Annotated in this window: 15 protein-coding genes; 12 read left to right on the top strand and 3 right to left on the bottom strand. The window is 72.5% G+C overall.

Annotated features, from left to right (window positions below):
• Positions 1-254: 254 nt before the first annotated feature.
• A complete protein-coding gene (locus ACFW6P_RS29860; protein WP_386425468.1) occupies positions 255-2,621 on the bottom strand; it encodes a SulP family inorganic anion transporter in 2,367 nt (788 codons plus the stop codon).
• Between the two features lie 293 nt (positions 2,622-2,914).
• Between ACFW6P_RS29860 and ACFW6P_RS29855 the strand changes: the two genes are divergently transcribed.
• Both ACFW6P_RS29855 and ACFW6P_RS29850 read left to right on the top strand, forming a co-directional pair.
• A complete protein-coding gene (locus ACFW6P_RS29855; protein WP_386425465.1) occupies positions 2,915-4,180 on the top strand; it encodes a hypothetical protein in 1,266 nt (421 codons plus the stop codon).
• 186 nt (positions 4,181-4,366) lie between these two features.
• Positions 4,367-5,191, top strand: coding sequence for an oxidoreductase (locus ACFW6P_RS29850; RefSeq protein WP_386358736.1), 825 nt, complete (start codon positions 4,367-4,369; stop codon positions 5,189-5,191).
• Between the two features lie 371 nt (positions 5,192-5,562).
• On the opposite strand, the gene ACFW6P_RS29845 is transcribed toward ACFW6P_RS29850, so the two are convergent.
• Positions 5,563-6,396 (bottom strand): HAD family hydrolase, encoded by an 834-nt coding sequence (locus tag ACFW6P_RS29845; protein WP_386425462.1) that lies wholly within the window; start codon positions 6,394-6,396, stop codon positions 5,563-5,565.
• 575 nt (positions 6,397-6,971) lie between these two features.
• On the opposite strand from ACFW6P_RS29845, the gene ssd reads away from it, so the two are divergent.
• From ssd to ACFW6P_RS29810, 7 genes are all read left to right on the top strand, one after another.
• Entirely contained in the window at positions 6,972-8,081 is a 1,110-nt protein-coding gene (gene ssd / locus ACFW6P_RS29840; protein ID WP_386358740.1) for a septum site-determining protein Ssd, read from the top strand.
• Positions 8,078-9,346, top strand: a complete 1,269-nt coding sequence (locus ACFW6P_RS29835) for a TadA family conjugal transfer-associated ATPase (protein ID WP_386358741.1) — start codon at positions 8,078-8,080, stop codon at positions 9,344-9,346. Before ssd ends, ACFW6P_RS29835 begins: the two co-directional genes overlap by 4 nt.
• A 43-nt stretch (positions 9,347-9,389) precedes the next feature.
• On the top strand, positions 9,390-10,265 hold the full coding sequence (locus ACFW6P_RS29830; protein ID WP_386358743.1) for a type II secretion system F family protein: 876 nt from the start codon (positions 9,390-9,392) through the stop codon (positions 10,263-10,265).
• Positions 10,262-11,062, top strand: coding sequence for a type II secretion system F family protein (locus tag ACFW6P_RS29825; RefSeq protein WP_386425459.1), 801 nt, complete (start codon positions 10,262-10,264; stop codon positions 11,060-11,062). Before ACFW6P_RS29830 ends, ACFW6P_RS29825 begins: the two co-directional genes overlap by 4 nt.
• 77 nt (positions 11,063-11,139) lie before the next feature.
• Positions 11,140-11,349 (top strand): DUF4244 domain-containing protein, encoded by a 210-nt coding sequence (locus tag ACFW6P_RS29820; protein WP_386358746.1) that lies wholly within the window; start codon positions 11,140-11,142, stop codon positions 11,347-11,349.
• Positions 11,336-11,695 carry a TadE family type IV pilus minor pilin gene (locus ACFW6P_RS29815; protein WP_386358748.1) on the top strand — a complete coding sequence of 120 codons (360 nt, stop codon included), beginning with the start codon at positions 11,336-11,338 and terminating at the stop codon, positions 11,693-11,695. The genes ACFW6P_RS29820 and ACFW6P_RS29815 overlap by 14 nt, the downstream gene beginning before the upstream one ends.
• On the top strand, positions 11,692-12,210 hold the full coding sequence (locus ACFW6P_RS29810) for an Rv3654c family TadE-like protein (protein WP_386425455.1): 519 nt from the start codon (positions 11,692-11,694) through the stop codon (positions 12,208-12,210). Before ACFW6P_RS29815 ends, ACFW6P_RS29810 begins: the two co-directional genes overlap by 4 nt.
• 25 nt (positions 12,211-12,235) lie before the next feature.
• Here ACFW6P_RS29810 and ACFW6P_RS29805 read toward each other — a convergent pair whose 3' ends face one another.
• Entirely contained in the window at positions 12,236-14,773 is a 2,538-nt protein-coding gene (locus tag ACFW6P_RS29805) for a DEAD/DEAH box helicase (protein WP_386425452.1), read from the bottom strand.
• A gap of 79 nt (positions 14,774-14,852) precedes the next feature.
• Between ACFW6P_RS29805 and bldG the strand changes: the two genes are divergently transcribed.
• The 3 genes from bldG (at position 14,853) to ACFW6P_RS29790 (ending at position 18,424) form a co-directional block, all read left to right on the top strand.
• Positions 14,853-15,194: an anti-sigma factor antagonist BldG gene (gene bldG / locus ACFW6P_RS29800; protein WP_003991900.1), complete on the top strand. Its 342-nt coding sequence runs from the start codon at positions 14,853-14,855 to the stop codon at positions 15,192-15,194.
• 121 nt (positions 15,195-15,315) lie between these two features.
• Complete coding sequence (locus ACFW6P_RS29795; RefSeq protein ID WP_386425449.1) at positions 15,316-15,744, top strand: ATP-binding protein; 429 nt, start codon at positions 15,316-15,318, stop codon at positions 15,742-15,744.
• Between the two features lie 274 nt (positions 15,745-16,018).
• Positions 16,019-18,424, top strand: a complete 2,406-nt coding sequence (locus ACFW6P_RS29790; protein ID WP_386425446.1) for a sodium-translocating pyrophosphatase — start codon at positions 16,019-16,021, stop codon at positions 18,422-18,424.
• Positions 18,425-18,475: the final 51 nt, after the last annotated feature.

Raw genomic sequence — 18,475 nt, 5'->3', positions numbered from 1 at the left:
CCGCCTTTCCCGAGGTGTCCGTTGTGTCCCAGGCCACAGCTCATCAGACCCGGGGGTGCCATGACAAGGGTCGGCCGCCGATTGGTTTAGACCTGTCTGCCGATGAGGTCGGCGGCCGGATTCACCGGTACCCACGGACGCCGACCAGGGAAAGTTCAGCCGGTGTCAGGCCGATCAACCGGGTGGGGAGCCCGGCGGGCGACAAGGGTGTGCGCCCCGACCTCGATCGGGGCGCACACCCGGGCCGGGCGGGCTCACGCCGTCAGGTCCGCCTCCCGGACGCGGTCGAAGACACCGGGGCCGTCCACGTCGGCGAGCAGGTACGCCTCGGCCTCACCCACGTGGAAGTACATCCCGTGCAGTTCCAGCCTGCCCTCCTCCAGGGCCCGGGCCACCGACTCGTGCGCACGCAGATGCTCCAACTGCTGGACGACGTTGGTCAGGCAGAGCTGCTCCACCGCGTCGGCAGGCGCCCGGCCGGCCACACTGCCCCGCAGACGGCTGTCGCCGGCCATGCGCTCCAGGCTCGGCCGCCCGTGGCTCAGCCATCGCTCCAGCGGGGTCCGGGCGCCGCCGGGCCCGGCGCTCAGCAGGGCCTGCATGGCGCCGCACCCCGAGTGCCCGCACACGGTGATGGAGCGCACCCCCAGCACGTCGACGGCGTACTCGATCGCGGCGGCCACCGAGTCGTCGCCGCTCTCCTCACCGGGGAGCGGGACGAGGTTGCCCACGTTGCGCACGACGAACAGGTCGCCGGGACCACTGGAGGTGATCATCGACGTGACCAGCCGAGAGTCGGCGCAGGTCAGGAAGAGCTGCGAGGGCTGCTGCCCCTCGCGCGCCAGCCGGGCCAGCTCGCTGCGCACCAGGGGAGCGGTGTTGCGCTGGAACGCGCTGATGCCACGCGCCAGTTCGTGCCCGCTGGCTCCGCCGCTGCCGGCCGGGTCCGGCTCGGAGCGGTCCGGACCGTCCGGGTACCCTTCCCCGGTGGGCGCCGGCCCGGGGCGGTCGCACTGGTGGTTGCGCCAGGGTGTCCAGGGCCGGCAGCGGCAGTCGGCGAACGTCCGGGGATCGGAGGCACGGGTGCCCGGATACCGGCCGGTGATCTCCACGGTGACGCCCTGTGCGGTGTGCGTCCTCTGCCAGTCCTGCAGCGTCTCGTACGCGGCGTGGTCCATGAAGGAGCCGTCGAACTCGACGACCGTGTCGGCGCCGTGCGGTACGAGATGCAGGGTCCGGCTGAGCCGCGGCACGGCGAGGAACGTCAACTGCCCTCTGACGTGGACGTGATGGACTCCTTCCCGCACCTCGTGGGTGATGCGGGTGCGGGTGAGGCGGTGCAGGGCGACACCGACGGCCGTGGCGATGCCCAGCGCGACCCCGTGCAGGACGCCGAAGGACACCACGCCCAGGGTGGTGAGGGCGTACACCCACACCTCTCGGTGGCGGTTCACCGTGCGGATGTGGTTCAGCGACACCATCTGGATGCCGACGGCCATCACCAGGGCGGCGAGCGAGGCGAGCGGGATGAGCTCCAGGATCGGGACCATCAGCAGCGTGGCGATCACTACGAGAAAGCCGTGCAGCATCGTGGAGTTCCGGCTGACCGCTCCGGCGTGGACGTTCGCCGAACTCCGTACGGCCACGCCCGCGATGGGCAGCCCGCCGAGCGAGCCGGAGACGATGTTGGCGGCGCCCTGCCCGAGCAGTTCGCGGTCGAGGTCGGAGCGGCCGACGCGGGCGGGCAGGCCGGGGCGGCCGGCCACAAGCTTGTCCACGGCGACCGCGCCGAGCAGCGACTGCACGCTGCACACCAGCGTGGTCGTGAGCACGGCGGCGGCGAGACCGAGGACGGGGCCCTCGGGCAGCCCGGCCAGCGCGTGGTTGCTCCAGGACGGGAGGTCGACCTTGGGCAGGCGCAGCCCCGCGAGGGCGGCGGCAGCGGTGGCCCCGGCGACGGCGATCAATGCGGCGGGCACCTTGCGCAGCAGACGCCCGGCCCGGCCGGGCAGTCTCGGCCAGAGCATCAGCAGCGCCAGCGTCAGCACGCTCACCGACACCGACGCGGGGCGCATGCCCGCCAACTGGGCGGGCAGCGCGGCGAGGTTGTCGGGGACGGAGCTCTGAGGTGTGCCGCCGAGCATGATGTGCAGCTGGGCGACGGCGATGGTGACGCCGATGCCGGCGAGCATGCCGTGCACGATGGCGGGGCTCACGGCGAGGGCGCCGCGGGCCACCCGCAGGCATCCCAGGCCGAGTTGGGCGAGGCCGGCGAGCACGGTGATGGCGCAGGTCGTCCGCCATCCATAGCGCTGGATGAGGTCGGCGGTGACCACGGTGAGCCCGGCGGCCGGGCCGCTCACCTGGAGCGGGGAGCCGCCGAGCCGTCCGGCGACGAGTCCGCCCACGGCGGCGGCGACGAGGCCGGCCTGGAGCGGGGCGCCGGTGGCGAGGGCGATGCCCAGGGACAGCGGCAGGGCGATCAGGAAGACCGCGATCGAGGCGGACACGTCGGCGCCCGCGATACGGAAGCGGCGAGGGCCGGTCGGTGGGCTGTGGGGCGGATGGGTGCGCTCGGTCCGGTTCTGGTCGGCGGCGCGTGTGGGGACGCAGGCTGACATCGTTTCCCGTCTCCTCCGGGGCTGCGCGGTCGCGTGACTGGTGTCCCGCTCGCGGCGGGGATCGGTCGCGGCCGTGGGGCACGGCGTGATGCGGCGGGACAAAACAACGCTCGGTAAACGAATCGTAATGCAGAGTAAAGGGCGAGCATAGGCTTTAGGGGCAAATGGGTGAATAGATCACTCTGGCGAGTGAAGCAATTCTTAAATCGGCTTGTCGTACTAATTCCTTCTTCATCTCATGCGACGTTGGCGGCGCTGTCGGCACCCGAGAGAAGAAGGAAGGTGGGCGGAACATGGCCGCCACCCACAGGATCGCCACGGGCTCCGTGATCGCCGCGGTCTGCGCCGCATCGCTCGCCGGTTGCGCGACCGGCACCCCCCGGCCCAGCACTCCCGAACCGCCCAGGGCGAAACCCGCCCAGGCCCCGAAGAGCACGGTCCGGCTGATCGGAGACGGCTCCACCGCCTACACCGGCGCCCAGCCCCACCTGCCCCGGCCCGAGCGGCTGCGCCCCGGTCAGAAGCCCCCGCAGTTCGTCGTCTTCTCCTGGGACGGCGCGGGCGAGGACAGCCAGAAGCTGTTCTCCCACTTCCGCGAGGTCGCACGGAAGAACAACGCGACCATGACGTACTTCCTGAGCGGCGTGTACATGCTGCCGGAGGAGAAGCGCGACCTGTACCGGCCGCCGCAGCACTCCCCGGGCCGCTCCGACATCGGCTTCAACGACCGCCGCGGCATCGCCGACACCGTCAAGCAGCTGCGCCTGGCGTGGCTGGAGGGCGACGAGATCGGCACCCACTTCAACGGTCACTTCTGCGGCAGCGCCGGTGGCGTCGGCGAGTGGTCGGTGCAGGACTGGAAGGACGAGATCGCCCAGGCCAAGCAGTTCGTGAAGACCTGGAAGACCAACACGGGCATGAAGAGCGCCTCCCCGCTGCCCTTCGACTACGACAAGGAGCTCATCGGCGCCCGCACGCCCTGCCTGGAGGGGCAGCGCAACTTCATGAGGGCGGCGCGCGAGCTGGGCTTCCGTTACGACACCAGCGGTGTCAACGACCAGGTCTGGCCGAAGCGGAAGCAGGACCTGTGGGATCTGTCGATGCAGCTCGTGCCGTTCCCCGGCCACTCCTTCGAGCAGCTGTCCATGGACTACAACTTCATGGTCAACCAGTCGGGCACCGCCACCCAGGGCAACCCCGCCCTGCACGACTTCTGGGGCGACCAGATGCGCGACGGCCTGCTCAAGGGCTTCCAGCGGGCCTACGACGGCAACCGCGCGCCCCTCATCATCGGTAACCACTTCGAGTCCTGGAACGGCGGCACCTACATGCGGGCCGTCGAGGAGGTCATCGAGTCGGTGTGCACCAAGCAGGAGGTGCGCTGCGTCTCCTTCCGGCAGCTCGCGGACTGGCTGGACGCACAGGACCCGAAGGTGCTGGACAAGCTCCGCACGCTGGGGGTGGGCCAAGCCCCGAAGGGGGGCTGGGCGTCCTTCCTGTCGGGCCGGCCGACTCCGGCCCCGAAGGGGGTACCGGGAGCTCCGGCGGCCAAGGGGTAGCGCATGCGGGGTGCGGCCGTGGCTCCGTGCGCGCGTGGAGCCGTTGTGAAGCCGTTGCGGCACGCGCGCGTGGAGAGCGAGGTGGTGCCGGGGACGTGCGACGGGACCCGGGCCGCGGGGGGCGGCCCGAGTGAAGATGGCCACTCCGCCGCGGAGCGGGCGCCCGGGGTGCGTAGGGTCGTGCTCATGAGTACAGCAGGCGCGGCCGCCGATCCCCTCGCGGCCCTGGGGGCGCTGCCCGGAGTGGCCGAGTCCGTCGAGTCCGTGCGTAAGGCCGTGGACCGGGTCTACGGGCACCGGATCATGCGGCGGCGCAGCAACGAGATCACCTCCGAGGCCGCCCTGCGCGGCGCCCGTGGCTCCGCCGCGCTCTCCGGCGCGGACTGGGCCCTGGAGGAGGTGCGCCGGCGTACGGACTTCAGCGGCGACGACGAGGCCCGCACCGTGGGCGCCGCCCTCCGGCTCACCGCCGAGGCCGGTCAGCTGCTGTCGATCTGGCGGCAGTCGCCCCTGCGTGTGCTGGCCCGGCTGCACCTGGTGGCGGCCGCGGACCAGCGCGACGAGGTGGGACGGCCCCGGCAGGAGGGTGAGCCGGTCGACGAGCCGCTGGTGGAGCTGCCGCTGCCCAGCGCGGCGGAGGCACACGGCCGGCTGGACGGTCTGGCCGGCCTGATCATCGCGGGAGGGACCGCACCGGCGCTGGTCACGGCCGCCGTGGTGCACGGAGAACTGCTCGCGCTGCGTCCGTTCACGTCATACAACGGCCTGGTCGCGCGCACGGCCGAACGCATCGTCCTGGTCGGCAGCGGCCTCGACCCGAAGTCGGTCTGCCCGGCCGAGGTCGGCTACGCGGAGCTGGGCCGGGAGGCCTACCTGGAGGCCCTCGACGGATACGTCTCCGGCACCCCGGAGGGCATGGCCGCCTGGATCGCGCACTGCGGCCGGGCGGTGCGGCTCGGGGCACGCGAGTCGACGGCGGTGTGCGAGGCGCTGCAGCGCGGAGCGGCCTGAACGCAGGCGGTGGGCCCGAGGCGGGAAAAGGAAATGCGGCGGTACGAGAACTCGTACCGCCGCTGGCATGAGCATCGGGTTACCAGGCGTCCTCGATATGTTGCCCATCAGGTCGGGAACTTCGCCCGTCACCTGGTGCGGCTGGCCCGTAATCGACGGGTCGACGTCGCGTGGGTGCCCGGTGTTCATGCTCGGTCCGTGGGGCCAATTGCGTATTGAAGGTGATCCTCTCGGATGTCCTTGGTCTCGCGGGCCGTTGAGTCCTTTGTACCCCTGCCCCGCAGTAAGCGGAAGCCCAGACCGCACTTCTTTACTTTTGGGTGCGAACGGGACCAGTCCGGCCCGCGACAGGGATGTGGATGAATCCCGTATCAAGCGAGCGTGGAGCGGCGCCTGGTGGCGAACCAGACGAGCCCCGCGGTGGCCGCCGCGGCGCCTATCGCGGCGACCGCGACGAGTGCCGGGCGCGGCGGCACCGAGAACGCGGGCAGGCGCTGCTTGAGCCGGACGGGGCGGTGGAAGTCCAGGATCGGCCACCCGCGCGCGAGAGCCTCCCGGCGCAGGGCGCGGTCGGGGTTCACGGCGTGGGGGCGGCCGACGGACTCCAGCATCGGCACGTCGGTCACCGAGTCGCTGTAGGCGTAGCAGCGGCTCAGGTCGTACCCCTCGGACGCGGCCAGTTCCCTGATGGCCTCGGCCTTCGTGGGTCCGTAGGCGTAGTACTCCACCTCGCCGGTGAAGCAGCCGTCGTCGCCCACGACCATGCGGGTCGCGACCACGCGGTCCGCGCCGAGCAGCTCGCCGATCGGCTCGACGACCTCGGCGCCCGACGTGGACACGATCACGACGTCGCGGCCGGCCGTGTGGTGCTCCTCGATGAGGGACGCGGCCTCGTCGTAGATGATTGGGTCGATCAGGTCGTGCAGCGTCTCGGCGACGAGTTCCTTGACCTGCTGTACGTTCCAGCCGCGGCACAGCGCGGACAGGTAGGCGCGCATGCGCTCCATCTGGTCGTGGTCGGCGCCGCCGGCCAGGAAGACGAACTGGGCGTACGCGGTGCGCAGGACCGCCCTGCGGTTGATCAGGCCGCCTTGGTAGAAGGACTTGCTGAACGTGAGTGTGCTCGACTTCGCAATGACCGTCTTGTCCAGGTCAAAGAAGGCCGCTGTGCGGGGCAAGGAGTGGTTTTCCACGCCCTTGAGCATAGGGGCAGCCCATTCGGCGTAAGGTGGGGCGTGTGGGTTTGCCTGAGAAGGCTCTCGGGTACACCATGGAAGTCACGGATCGTTCGCGACCGTGCTAACCCGGCCCGACTCCTCCCCCCCCGAGTCGGCCGTGGGGACGACCCCCGCTCTCCCCCCCGGCGGGGGTCGTCGCATGTCCGGGTGGGTTTTCTCCTTCTTCGCGCGGCCGCAAGGCCGCCCTGGGGCGGCTGCGGCCGCCCCTTCGTCATGCCCACGATTCGTCACACTGAGTAGCCGTCGGGCTGCTCTGTGGTAGTCGTCCGGAGGTTCTGGCTGCGTCACCGGTATGAGTGACGGCGATATCCACAACCGCCGAGGCGTCCACAGTTATCCACCAAGATCCACACGATTTTCCGGATCGCTGCACCGTGATTCCAGCGCACCCCGCTCGCGGCGAGTTCCACCACCGCTTCCGATTACCGGGGCGCGTTTGGCCGGATTCTGTCGGCCGGCCAACGGGAGGCCGCCGTGCCGGTTCTTCCCACACAGGGAAATCGCGGGCCGCAGGGGCCGCGCGAGTGGAGCAGTGAAGGGGGATGGACACCGTGACCCGAGCCGTCACACACGATCCGCCACCCGCCGGAGGGCGGCAGGGCGGACCGCTGATCGTCACCGAGGACACCGCGCTCCTCGACGACCTGCTGCGCCTGTGCGCCGCGGCGGGCGCCACGCCCGAGGTGCACCACGGGGTGCCGGAGCGCAGAGGCGGCTGGGAGACGGCGCCGCTCGTCCTCGTGGGTGACGACGCCGCCCGCCGGGTCCGCGGAGCCGCCCGCAGGAGGGGCGTCGTCCTCGTCGGACGGGACCAGGACGACTCGGGGGTGTGGCGACGGGCGGTGGAGATCGGCGCCGAGCACGTCCTGATGCTGCCCGACGGCGAGCAGTGGCTGGTCGACCGCATCGCCGACGTGGCCGAGGGCGTCGGACGCCCCGCCCTCACGGTGGGCGTCATCGGCGGCCGGGGCGGGGCCGGAGCGTCCACGCTCGCGTGCGCCCTCGCCGTCACCTCCGCGCGGGAAGGGCTGCGCACGCTCCTCGTGGACGCCGATCCGCTGGGCGGCGGACTCGACGTACTCCTCGGCGGTGAGACGGCCGAGGGCCTGCGCTGGCCCGCGTTCGCCTCCTCACGCGGGCGGGTCGGCGGGGGCGCCCTGGAGGAGTCGCTGCCCGAGCTGCACTCGCTGCGGGTGCTCAGCTGGGACCGCGGCGACCGGATCGCCGTCCCGCCGCAGGCGGTCCGCGCGGTACTGGCCGCGGCCCGGCGCCGGGGCGGCACGGTCGTGGTCGACCTGCCGCGCCGCATCGACGACGGGGTGGCCGAGGTGCTCGGCCAACTGGACATGGGCGTGCTGGTGGTGCCCGCCGAGTTGCGGGCCGTGGCCGCCGCCGGGCGGGTGGCGTCCGCGGTGGGCATGGTCCTGCGGGACCTGCGCGTGGCGGTCCGCGGGCCGTACCCGCCGGGCCTCGACGACAAGGAGGTGGCCCGTCTGCTCGGACTGCCCCTGGCGGGCGAGGTGCCCCTCGAGCCGGTGCTGCTGCGCCCGGACGAGGTCGCGGCGCCGCCGGGTGCCGCCCCGCGTGGTCCGCTCGCCCGGTTCTGCCGTTCGTTCTGGGAGCGGGCGCTCGTCGAGGCGGGTGCGGCATGAGCCCTCTGGCCGGCCTCGAGGGCGCTGAGCTGCTCGACGGGGTGCGGCGGTGGCTCGCCGAGAGCGGGGCCGAGCCGACCCCCGCGCGGGTGGCGCAGGCCCTGCGCGAGCAGGGACGGGTGCTCGGCGATGCCGAAGTGCTGGGAGCGGCCACGCGGTTGCGGTCGGAGCTGGTCGGCAGCGGACCCCTGGAGCCGCTGCTCGCCGACCCGTCGGTGACCGACGTGCTGGTGTCGGCCCCCGACCGGGTCTGGGTGGACCGGGGCGGCGGGCTGGAGCTGACGGCCGTGCGGTTCACCGACGCGGCCGCCGTGCGACGGCTCGCCCAGCGCCTCGCCGCGGTGGCCGGACGCCGTCTGGACGACGCCCGCCCCTGGGCCGACGCCCGGCTGCCCGACGGGACCCGGCTGCACGCGGTGCTGCCACCGGTGGCCGTGGGCTGTGCCTGCCTGTCGCTGCGCGTCGTACGGCCGCGGGCCTTCACGCTACGCGAGCTGGTCGAGGCGGGCACGGTTCCACCGGGTGGGGACCGCGTGCTGCGGGCGCTGCTGGACGCCCGGCTGTCGTTCCTCGTCAGCGGCGGCACGGGCACGGGCAAGACGACGCTGCTGAGCGCCCTGCTGGGGCTGGTGGCGGCCGACGAACGCATCGTCCTCGCCGAGGACTCGGCGGAGCTGCGGCCCGACCATCCGCACGTGGTGCGGCTGGAGACCAGACCCGCCAACCAGGAGGGCGCGGGCCTCGTCACCCTCGAGGACCTGGTGCGGCAGGCACTGCGGATGCGGCCCGACCGGCTGGTCGTGGGCGAGGTGCGCGGACCCGAAGTGGTCCATCTGCTGGCGGCGTTGAACACCGGTCACGAGGGCGGCTGCGGGACCGTGCACGCCAACACCGCCGCCGACGTGCCGGCCCGGCTGGAGGCGCTCGGCACGGCCGCGGGGCTCGACCGGGCCGCACTGCACAGCCAGCTTGGGGCCGCCCTCTCCGTGGTGCTGCACCTCGTACGCGACCGGTCCGGGCGGCGGCGGATCGCAGAGGTGCATGTGCTCGAGCGGGATCCGACAGGGCTGGTGCGGACGGTGCCGGCGCTGCGCTGGGGAGAGCGGGCGTTCGTGCGGGAGCGGGGGTGGGAGCGGCTGAGGGGGCTGCTGCGAGGGCCGCTTCATGGGGACGGCAGAGGGCCCGGAGATGAGGCGAGGGACGAGGGGGCGAGGGAGCCCGGTGGTGACGGATGGCCAGGGCCGAGTGGTGGAGGGCCGCAATGAACAAGGGCGTTGAAAGGGCCCTGCGGTGACAGGGGTGGACGAGATGGCGAGGGGTGTGGCGGAGATGTCGGTAGGTCTGGCCGTGGCGTGCGCGGGGGCGTCGGTCTGGCTGGCGGGGGAGCGGAACCCGGCGGCTCGGCGGGCGCGGCAGCTGTTCGCCGGTGGTGGGAGCGCGAGGGGCGGACCGCCCGGGTGGCGGCGGCTGCCCGGACGACTGCGGTTTCTCCGCGGACGGGTGCGGGCCGAGTGGTGGGCGCCGGTGGCCGGGCTGGTGCTGGCGGCGCTCGGGGCTTCGGTGCTGCCGGTCCTCCTGGGGGCGGCCGGGGTGCCGTTGCTGCGACGGGTCCGGCTGGCCGGGCGGGCGCGACGGGACCGGGAGCGGCGGGGCGACGCCGTGATCGCGTTCTGCGCGGTTCTCTCCGGGGAAGTGCGGGCCGGACGCCAGCCGGGCGAGGCGCTGCTGCGGGCCGCTCGGGACTGTGGCGGCCTCGGTGACGCACAGGCCACGGTCGTGGCCGCGGCGCGGTTCGGCGGGGACGTGCCCGGCGCGCTCACCGCAGCCGCGCGGCAACCGGGTGCCGAGGGGCTGCGGGGACTCGCGGCCTGCTGGCGGGTGGCCGTGGACCAGGGAGCCGGCCTCGCGGACGGACTCGACCGGCTGACCGCGGCCCTGCGCTCCGAACGGGACCAACGGTCGGATCTGCGCGCCCAGTTGGCGGGAGCCCGGGCCACGGCCGTGATGCTCGCCGGGTTGCCGGCCCTGGGGCTCCTCATCGGCACCGCCCTCGGCGCCGACCCCCTGCACATCCTGCTGCACACCCCGGCGGGCCTGGGCTGCCTCGCCGCCGGCGGACTGCTGGAAGGCCTGGGGCTGTGGTGGGTGCTGCGGATCGTGCGGGGCGCGGAGGAGGCGACATGAGCGGAGAAGCCGTCCACAGGCTGGGGGTGGTCCTGGGAATCGCGCCGGCCGCCGGCTGCACGGTGCGGTGGCTGGGGGCGGCGCGGCACCGCCGGAGGATGCGGCGCCGCCTGGCCGCACTGTGGGTCCGTGAGAGCACCGCTGCCGTCCCGCGCATCGCCCTGTACGGGGCCGCGCGGACCTGGCCGGTCCCCATGGGCGTGGCGTGCGCCGGGTGGCTGCTGGTCGGCGGCCTGACCGGGGTCGTGGTGGGAGTGGCCGGTGCGGTCGGGGTGTGGCGGTGGCAGCGCCGCCGAGGGGCCGCGGCCGCTACGGGGCCTCGCGCGGGCGACCTCGCCGAGGCGGCACGCCGGCTGCCCCTCGCCGCCGATCTGCTGGCGGCCTGCATCGCGGCGGGCGCGGGCCCGGTGGTCGCGGCACAGGCCGTCGGTGAGGCGCTGGGCGGGCCGGTGGGCGAGACCCTGGCCCGTGGGGCGGCGGAGGTCCGGCTGGGCGGTGAACCCGGAGCGGCGTGGCGGACGTTGGCGGCCGTTCCGGGGGCGGAAGGCCTGGCCCGGCTGCTCGAACGGGCGGACGTGTCCGGGCTGCCCGCCGCCGCACCGGTCGCACGGCTCGCCGCTGAGGCCCGCGCCGACTGGGGCCGCGCCGCGACGGCCAGGGCCCGCCGAGCCGGCGTCATGGTCAGCGCGCCGGTCGGGCTGTGCTTCCTGCCCGCCTTCATCGCGGTAGGAGTGCTGCCCGTGGTGATCGGGCTCGCGGGCGGGGTGCTGGGAGGGGGTGGCGGTCACGCGGCGTAGGGCGTGCAGGCGGATGAGCGAGGCAGGCAAGTGAGCGATGGACAGCAGAAGTTCGGACTCTTCCCACGGGGGTTGACATGTATCAGGTGGTACGGGCACGGCTGTGTGCCCTGGTGTGCGGGATGCGGGCGGTGCGGAAGGACGGGGGCATGGTCACCTCCGAGTACGCGATGGGGATCGTGGCGGCGGTGGCGTTCGCGGTGGTCCTCTACAAGGTCGTCACGAGCGGTCCGGTCAGCGCCGAGCTGCAGAGCATCGTGAAGGACGCCCTTGATGCCCGGATGTGACAGGGACGCGGACGGGGGGTTCGTCACGGCGGAGTCGGCCGTGGTGCTGCCCGTGCTGGTGATGTTCGCCATGGCACTGGTGTGGGGGCTGCTGGTCGTGGCCGCGCAGATCCAGTGCGTGGACGCGGCGCGGACGGGCGCCCGGGCGGCTGCCCGCCAGGACCCGCCCGGCGCGGTCGTGCGAATGGCCCGCGAGGTGGCGCCGCCCGGAGCGCGGATCAGCGTCGAACGCGGGGCGGAGCACGTCCGGGTGAGCGTCGTGGCCCGGCCGCCGCTGCTGCGGGGACTGTCCTTCTCCGTTCGTGAGGAGGCGGTGGCGTCGGTGGAGGAGGCGGTGGGGCGATGAAAGGGACGGGACCGCCGGCGGGCCGAGCGCGGCGGCCGCGAGGGCGGTGCGATTGCTGCCGGCGGAGGTCCGTACGGTCCGTACCGGACCTGTGTCATGGGCGTCGCGGCGGTTTCGACCGCGGGTCCGCCACCGTCTGGAGCGTCGGGGCGATCGCCGTGCTGTGCGTGGTGTTCGGCGTGGTCCTCGCCCTGGGGCAGGCCGTCGTGGTCCGGCACCGTGCGGCGGGCGGCGCGGATCTCGCCGCGCTCGCGGCGGCGGACCACTGGGCCGAGGGAGCTACGGCGGCCTGTGCGCGGGCGGGCCGGGTGGCCCGGGCGCAGGGTGTGCGGCTCGTGCGGTGCGAGGTTGCCGGGGAGGTCTCGGACGTGACGGCGGCGTCGGGACGGGGGCCGTTCACGGCGAAGGTGAGGGCACGGGCGGGGCCCCCGGCGAACGCGGCGGCGCCCGTGACCGCGTGCGAGGTGCCGTCTCCCGCCTGTGACCGCGTGCGAGGCGCCGCCTCCCGCCCTTGACCCAGCGAGGCGCCGCCGGCGCCGTTCAGGACGCGGGCCGGCTCCCCGGCACCTCCGGATCCGGTTGGCGGGCCTGGGGCCGCGCGGGGTGTTGAGCCGAGTCCGCCTGCTCCTCCTCCGGAGCCCCCTGGAGCAGCACCGTGAGCAGCCGTACCGCCCCCCTCTTGTGCAGCGGGTCGTTGCCGTTGCCGCACTTGGGGGACTGGATGCAGGACGGGCAGCCGGCCTCGCACTCACAGGAGGCGATGGCCTCCCGGGTGGCGGTGAGCCACGAGCGGGCGGTGTGGAAGGCGCGCTCCGCGAAGCCCGCGCCGCCGGGATGCCCGTCGTAGACGAAGACGGTGGGCAGGAGCGTGTCGGGGTGGAGCGGGACCGACACGCCGCCGATGTCCCAGCGGTCGCAGGTCGCGAAGAGGGGCAGCAGGCCGATCGAGGCGTGCTCGGCGGCGTGCAGCGAGCCGCCGAGGATCTCCGGGCTGATCCGGGCCCGGTCCAGCTGGTCCTCGGTGACGGTCCACCACACGGCCCGGGTGCGCAGCGTACGCGGAGGGAGGTCGAGCTTCATCTCGCCGAGGACTTCCCCGGTGATGAGACGGCGGCGGAGGAAGGAGACGACCTGGTTGGTGACCTCGACGGAGCCGTAGCAGAGCCGGCCGTCCCCCCAGGGGACCTCGACGTCGGTCTCCAGGACGGAGATGGAGGTGGTGTCGCGGGCGACCGTGGAGTAGGGCGGGGCGGCCTCCTCGACGAGGGCGACGGACTCCTCCAGGTCGAGTGACCGCACCAGGTAGGTGCGGCCCTGGTGGAGGTGGACGGCCCCGTCGTGGACCGTGGAGTGCGCGGCGCCCGCGTCGACCGTGCCGAGCAGCCGGCCCGTGCCGGACTCGACGACCTGGACCGGGCGTCCGCCCTCACCGCGGATGTCGGTCAGGTCGGCGGCCCGTTCGCGGCGGGTCCAGTGCCACGCCCTGGTGCGGCGGCGCAGCAGCTTCGCGGCCTCCAGCTGGGGCAGCAGGGCCTCGCCGGCCGGGCCGAACAGGGCGAGGTCCTCGTCGGTCAGGGGCAGCTCCGCGGCGGCCGCGCACAGGTGCGGGGCGAGGACGTAGGGGTTGTCCGGGTCGAGGACCGTGGACTCGACCGGCTGGTCGAACAGGGCCTCGGGGTGATGGACGAGGAAGGTGTCCAGGGGGTCGTCACGCGCCACCAGGACGGCCAGCGCGCCCTGCCCGGAGCGACCCGCCCGGCCCGCCTGCTGCCAAAGGGAGGCGCGGGTGCCGGGGTAGCCGGCGATGACGACCGCGTCGAGACCGGAGATGTCGATGCCGAGTTCCAGGGCGTTCGTCGCCGCGAGACCCAGGAGTTCACCCGAATGGATGGCCTGTTCGAGGGCGCGCCGCTCCTCCGGGAGATAGCCGCCCCGGTAGGCCGCGACACGCCGGGCGAGCGACCGGTCGACCTCGGCCAGTCGCTCCTGGGAGATGACGGCGATCAGCTCGGCGCCGCGCCGGGAGCGGACGAAGGCGACCGAGCGCACGCCCTGCACGGTGAGGTCGGTGAGCAGGTCGGCGGCCTCGGCGGTGGCCGTACGGCGGACGGGGGCGCCCTTCTCGCCCTGCAGTTCGGTCAGCGGCGGCTCCCACAGGGCGAACACCAGCTCACCGCGGGGCGAGGCGTCGTCGGCGACCTCCACGACCGGCAGGCCGGTGAGGCGGCGGGCGGCCACCGCGGGCTCGGCGGCCGTCGCGGAGGCCAGCAGGAACACGGGGGAGGAGCCGTAGCGGGCGCACAGGCGGCGAAGGCGGCGCAGCACCTGGGCGACGTGCGAGCCGAAGACGCCGCGGTAGGTGTGGCACTCGTCGACGACGACGTACTTCAGGGCCTTCAGGAAGGAGGACCAGCGGGGGTGGGAGGGCAGGACGCCCCGGTGGAGCATGTCCGGGTTGGTCAGCACGTAGTTGGCGTACTGGCGGATCCACTCGCGTTCCTCGAAGGGGGTGTCGCCGTCGTAGACGGCCGCGCGCACCGAATGGCCCAAAGGATGTGAAAGTTCCTTCACGGAACGGCACTGGTCCGCCGCGAGGGCCTTGGTGGGTGCCAGGTAGAGGGTGGTCGCGCCGCGTCCGTTCGGGGCCTCGGCGCCGTCCAGGAGGGTGGACAGGACCGGCACGAGGTAGGCCAGGGACTTGCCGGAGGCGGTGCCGGTGGCGACGACGACCGAGTTGCCGTCCAGGGCGTGCTCGGCGGCGAGGGCCTGGTGGGCCCAGGGGTGCTCGACCCCCGCGGCACGCACGGCCGCGACGACCTCGGCCCGGATCCGGTCCGGCCAGACTGCATGGCGACCCTCGCGCGGGGGCAAGTGCTCCGTATGAGTGATGCGCGAAGCCCTGCTCGGACCGGACGCGAGCCGGTCCAGGACCGCGCCCGGCGCGGGCCGGGAGGCGGGGTCCGTCAGAGGTCGATCGGATCGGTGATTCTTGGCCATCGGCACCGAGTGTGTCACTGGCGTAGCGGACAATGGAGCCAAGGCGTCGTGCACGCCTGCCGGTAAGTGATTGAATGCCATCGCGGCTGGCGAAGCGTCCAAGGGCTGAAGCCGAGATGCCCCGAGGGCGACCGCTCGATAGCTAGGTGCTGGAGGATCCGTGGACCTGTCCCTGTCGACCGAGACCATGGGCGATCGCACGATCGTCAGGGTCGGTGGCGAAATCGACGTATATACCGCGCCCAAGCTGCGCGAGCAGTTGGTCGAGCTGGTGAACGACGGCAGTTTCCACCTTGTCGTCGACATGGAGGGCGTGGACTTCCTCGACTCCACCGGACTCGGCGTACTGGTCGGCGGCCTGAAGCGCGTGCGAGCCCATGAGGGCTCCCTGCGACTGGTCTGCAACCAGGAGCGCATTTTGAAGATCTTCCGCATCACCGGCCTCACCAAGGTGTTCCCGATTCACACCTCGGTCGAGGAAGCGGTTGCGGCTACCGACTGACACCGGTCCCGGGCCCCGTGCCCGGGCCGGCCGACGTCCGGCAGAAGTGAAGACCGAGGGGGCCCGGCTTTCGGCGGCCCGGAGCCCCTCGACCGCACGCCCGAAGTTGCGAGGGGGATGCATGGCCACCGTTGAACTCCTCTTCAGCGCGCTGCCCGAGCACGTCAGGACCGCCCGGCTGGTGGCGGCAGCGGTGGCGCGCAGGGCCGGAGTGGACGAGGCCGTCCTCGACGAGGTCAGGCTCGCTGTCGGCGAGGCGTGCACCCGGGCCGTCGGACTGCATCAGACGGGTGGGATCTCGGCACCGGTGAAGGTGCTGCTGATCGAGGAGGAGAAGCAGTTCTCCATCGAGGTCGGCGACGAGGCCCCGCACGCGGTCCCGGGCGAGCGCGCCTCCGGTGCCGGCGCCGACGGGGAAGCCGAGGAGGACGAGATGGGCCTCGCGGTCATCAGCGGCCTCGTCGACGACGTCGAAGTCAGCGCCGGGGAGCACGGCGGATCGATCAAGATGACCTGGCCGACCACGCCACCGCCGACGATCCTGGTCTGAACCGGCCACTGCGCACACTGCTCCAGACGAAGGGCCCCACCCGTGGGGCCCTTCGTCATGTGCGGGTGTCGGTGATCGCCTTTACAGTGGGTGCTGTGCCGTTCATCGCGTGAATTCATTCATGATCATTCGCGCGGTCATCGGCCGTTCCGGAATGCTTTCAGGGCATTACCTCGGAAGGCTATTTCCGTTTATCGCGCTCTGTTTTGATCGGGTTCCGGTACCTACAATACCGTCCACATCTTGAGCTCAGCCCAAGCGTCAAGGAGGACGAATGGCGGGGCTTTCTCTCTCACGACAGTCGGGCCATCCCACGGACCTCGCAGCCGCCGTACTGACCGATGGCGACCGCGTCCTCATCGTGGTCATCGCGGTCGTCGCCCTGGCGGCTCTGACGGTCGCGGGCGCCCTGGTACGCCAGGTGCTCGCGGCCGGCGAGGGCACCGACAGCATGAAGAAGATCGCGGCGGCGGTCCAGGAAGGCGCGAACGCCTATCTGGCACGACAGTTGCGCACGCTCGGCGTATTCGCCGTGGTCGTGTTCTTCCTGCTCATGCTGCTGCCCGCGGACGACTGGAATCAGCGTGCCGGACGTTCGGTGTTCTTCCTGATCGGAGCGGCTTTCTCGGCGGCCACCGGCTATATCGGTATGTGGCTCGCCGTCCGCAGCAATGTGCGTGTCGCCGCGGCGGCGCGCGAGGCCACCCCGGCGGCAGGCGAGCCGGAAAAGGATCTGACCGCCGTCTCGCACAAGGCGATGAAGATCGCATTTCGCACGGGCGGCGTGGTCGGCATGTTCACCGTCGGTCTCGGCCTGCTCGGCGCCGCGTGCGTCGTGCTGGTGTACGCGGCCGACGCGCCGAAGGTGCTGGAGGGCTTCGGCCTCGGGGCAGCGCTGATCGCGATGTTCATGCGAGTCGGCGGCGGCATCTTCACCAAGGCCGCCGACGTCGGCGCCGACCTGGTCGGCAAGGTCGAACAGGGCATTCCGGAGGACGACCCCCGCAATGCCGCGACCATCGCCGACAACGTGGGCGACAACGTCGGCGACTGCGCAGGCATGGCGGCCGACCTCTTCGAGTCCTACGCCGTGACCCTGGTCGCCGCCCTGATCCTGGGCTCGGCGGCCTTCGGCGACGCGGGGCTGGCCTTCCCGCTGCTCGTGCCGGCGATCGGCGTGATCACGGCGATGATCGGCATCTTCGCGGTGGCGCCGAGGCGCTCCGACCGCAGCGGCATGAGCGCCATCAACCGCGGGTTCTTCATCTCCGCGGTGATCTCGCTCGCGCTGGTGGCGGTGGCCGTCTTCGTCTACCTGCCCGGGAGGTACTCCGAGCTGGACGGTGTCACCGACGCCGCGATCCAGGGCAAGGACGGCGATCCGCGGATCCTGGCGCTCGTCGCGGTGGCGATCGGTATCGTGCTCGCCGCCCTCATCCAGCAACTCACCGGCTACTTCACCGAGACCACCCGGCGTCCCGTCAGGGACATCGGCAAGACCTCGCTCACCGGCCCGGCCACCGTCGTCCTCGCCGGTATCTCCGTCGGTCTCGAGTCCGCCGTCTACACGGCCCTGTTGATCGGGCTCGGCGTGTACGGGGCGTTCCTGCTCGGCGGTACGTCGATCATGCTGGCGCTGTTCGCGGTGGCGCTGGCCGGCACCGGCCTGCTCACCACGGTCGGTGTGATCGTCGCGATGGACACCTTCGGGCCGGTCTCCGACAACGCGCAGGGCATCGCCGAGATGTCCGGTGACGTCCAGGGCGCGGGCGCGCAGGTGCTCACCAACCTGGACGCTGTCGGCAACACCACCAAGGCGATCACCAAGGGCATCGCGATCGCCACGGCCGTGCTCGCGGCGTCCGCGCTGTTCGGGTCGTACCGCGACGCGATCGTCACCGGAGCGCAGGACGTGGGCGAGAAGCTCAGCGGCGAGGGCGCCCCGATGACCTTGATGATGGACATCTCGCAGCCCAACAACCTCGTGGGTCTCATCGCGGGCGCGGCGGTCGTCTTCCTCTTCTCGGGCCTGGCGATCAACGCCGTGTCGCGGTCGGCCGGTTCCGTGGTCTTCGAGGTGCGGCGGCAGTTCCGCGAGAGGCCCGGGATCATGGACTACAGCGAGAAGCCGGAGTACGGCAAGGTCGTCGACATCTGCACCAAGGACGCCCTGCGCGAGCTCGCCACTCCGGGTCTGCTGGCCGTGATGGCGCCCATCTTCATCGGGTTCACGCTCGGTGTCGGAGCGCTCGGCGCCTACCTGGCGGGCGCGATCGGCGCGGGGACGCTGATGGCGGTGTTCCTCGCCAACTCCGGCGGCGCCTGGGACAACGCCAAGAAGCTCGTCGAGGACGGCCATCACGGCGGCAAGGGCAGCGAGGCGCACGCGGCGACCGTGATCGGCGACACGGTCGGCGACCCCTTCAAGGACACCGCGGGGCCCGCGATCAACCCGCTGCTGAAGGTCATGAACCTGGTGTCGCTGCTCATCGCCCCGGCGGTGATCAAGTTCTCCTACGGCCCGGACGAGAGCGTGGGGGCGCGGATCCTGATCGCGGTCCTCGCGTTCCTCGTGATCGCGGGGGCTGTGTACGTGTCAAAACGGCGCGGAATCGCCATGGGTGACGAGGACAACGCCGGGTCCGCGCCCAAGTCGGCCGATCCCGCGGTGGTTTCGTAGGGAGGTTTCCCGGGCCCCGGATCAAGGTGCGGGCGGGCGGCGCGTATGGAC

Origin of the sequence: Streptomyces sp. NPDC058741, from assembly GCF_042746715.1 — a bacterium.
GTDB lineage: Bacteria > Actinomycetota > Actinomycetes > Streptomycetales > Streptomycetaceae > Streptomyces.
This window is presented reverse-complemented; position numbering and strand designations above follow the sequence as displayed.

Excerpts from the sequence above, each read along its gene's own strand:
- ACFW6P_RS29860 (WP_386425468.1), bottom strand. The coding sequence starts at position 2,621 with ATGTCAGCCTGCGTCCCCACACGCGCCGCCGACCAGAACCGGACCGAG.
- ACFW6P_RS29855 (WP_386425465.1), top strand. The coding sequence starts at position 2,915 with ATGGCCGCCACCCACAGGATCGCCACGGGCTCCGTGATCGCCGCGGTC.
- ACFW6P_RS29850 (WP_386358736.1), top strand. The coding sequence starts at position 4,367 with ATGAGTACAGCAGGCGCGGCCGCCGATCCCCTCGCGGCCCTGGGGGCG.
- ACFW6P_RS29845 (WP_386425462.1), bottom strand. The coding sequence starts at position 6,396 with ATGCTCAAGGGCGTGGAAAACCACTCCTTGCCCCGCACAGCGGCCTTC.
- ssd (WP_386358740.1), top strand. The coding sequence starts at position 6,972 with ATGGACACCGTGACCCGAGCCGTCACACACGATCCGCCACCCGCCGGA.
- ACFW6P_RS29835 (WP_386358741.1), top strand. The coding sequence starts at position 8,078 with ATGAGCCCTCTGGCCGGCCTCGAGGGCGCTGAGCTGCTCGACGGGGTG.
- ACFW6P_RS29830 (WP_386358743.1), top strand. The coding sequence starts at position 9,390 with ATGGCGAGGGGTGTGGCGGAGATGTCGGTAGGTCTGGCCGTGGCGTGC.
- ACFW6P_RS29825 (WP_386425459.1), top strand. The coding sequence starts at position 10,262 with ATGAGCGGAGAAGCCGTCCACAGGCTGGGGGTGGTCCTGGGAATCGCG.
- ACFW6P_RS29820 (WP_386358746.1), top strand. The coding sequence starts at position 11,140 with ATGTATCAGGTGGTACGGGCACGGCTGTGTGCCCTGGTGTGCGGGATG.
- ACFW6P_RS29815 (WP_386358748.1), top strand. The coding sequence starts at position 11,336 with ATGCCCGGATGTGACAGGGACGCGGACGGGGGGTTCGTCACGGCGGAG.
- ACFW6P_RS29810 (WP_386425455.1), top strand. The coding sequence starts at position 11,692 with ATGAAAGGGACGGGACCGCCGGCGGGCCGAGCGCGGCGGCCGCGAGGG.
- ACFW6P_RS29805 (WP_386425452.1), bottom strand. The coding sequence starts at position 14,773 with ATGGCATTCAATCACTTACCGGCAGGCGTGCACGACGCCTTGGCTCCA.
- ACFW6P_RS29795 (WP_386425449.1), top strand. The coding sequence starts at position 15,316 with ATGGCCACCGTTGAACTCCTCTTCAGCGCGCTGCCCGAGCACGTCAGG.
- ACFW6P_RS29790 (WP_386425446.1), top strand. The coding sequence starts at position 16,019 with ATGGCGGGGCTTTCTCTCTCACGACAGTCGGGCCATCCCACGGACCTC.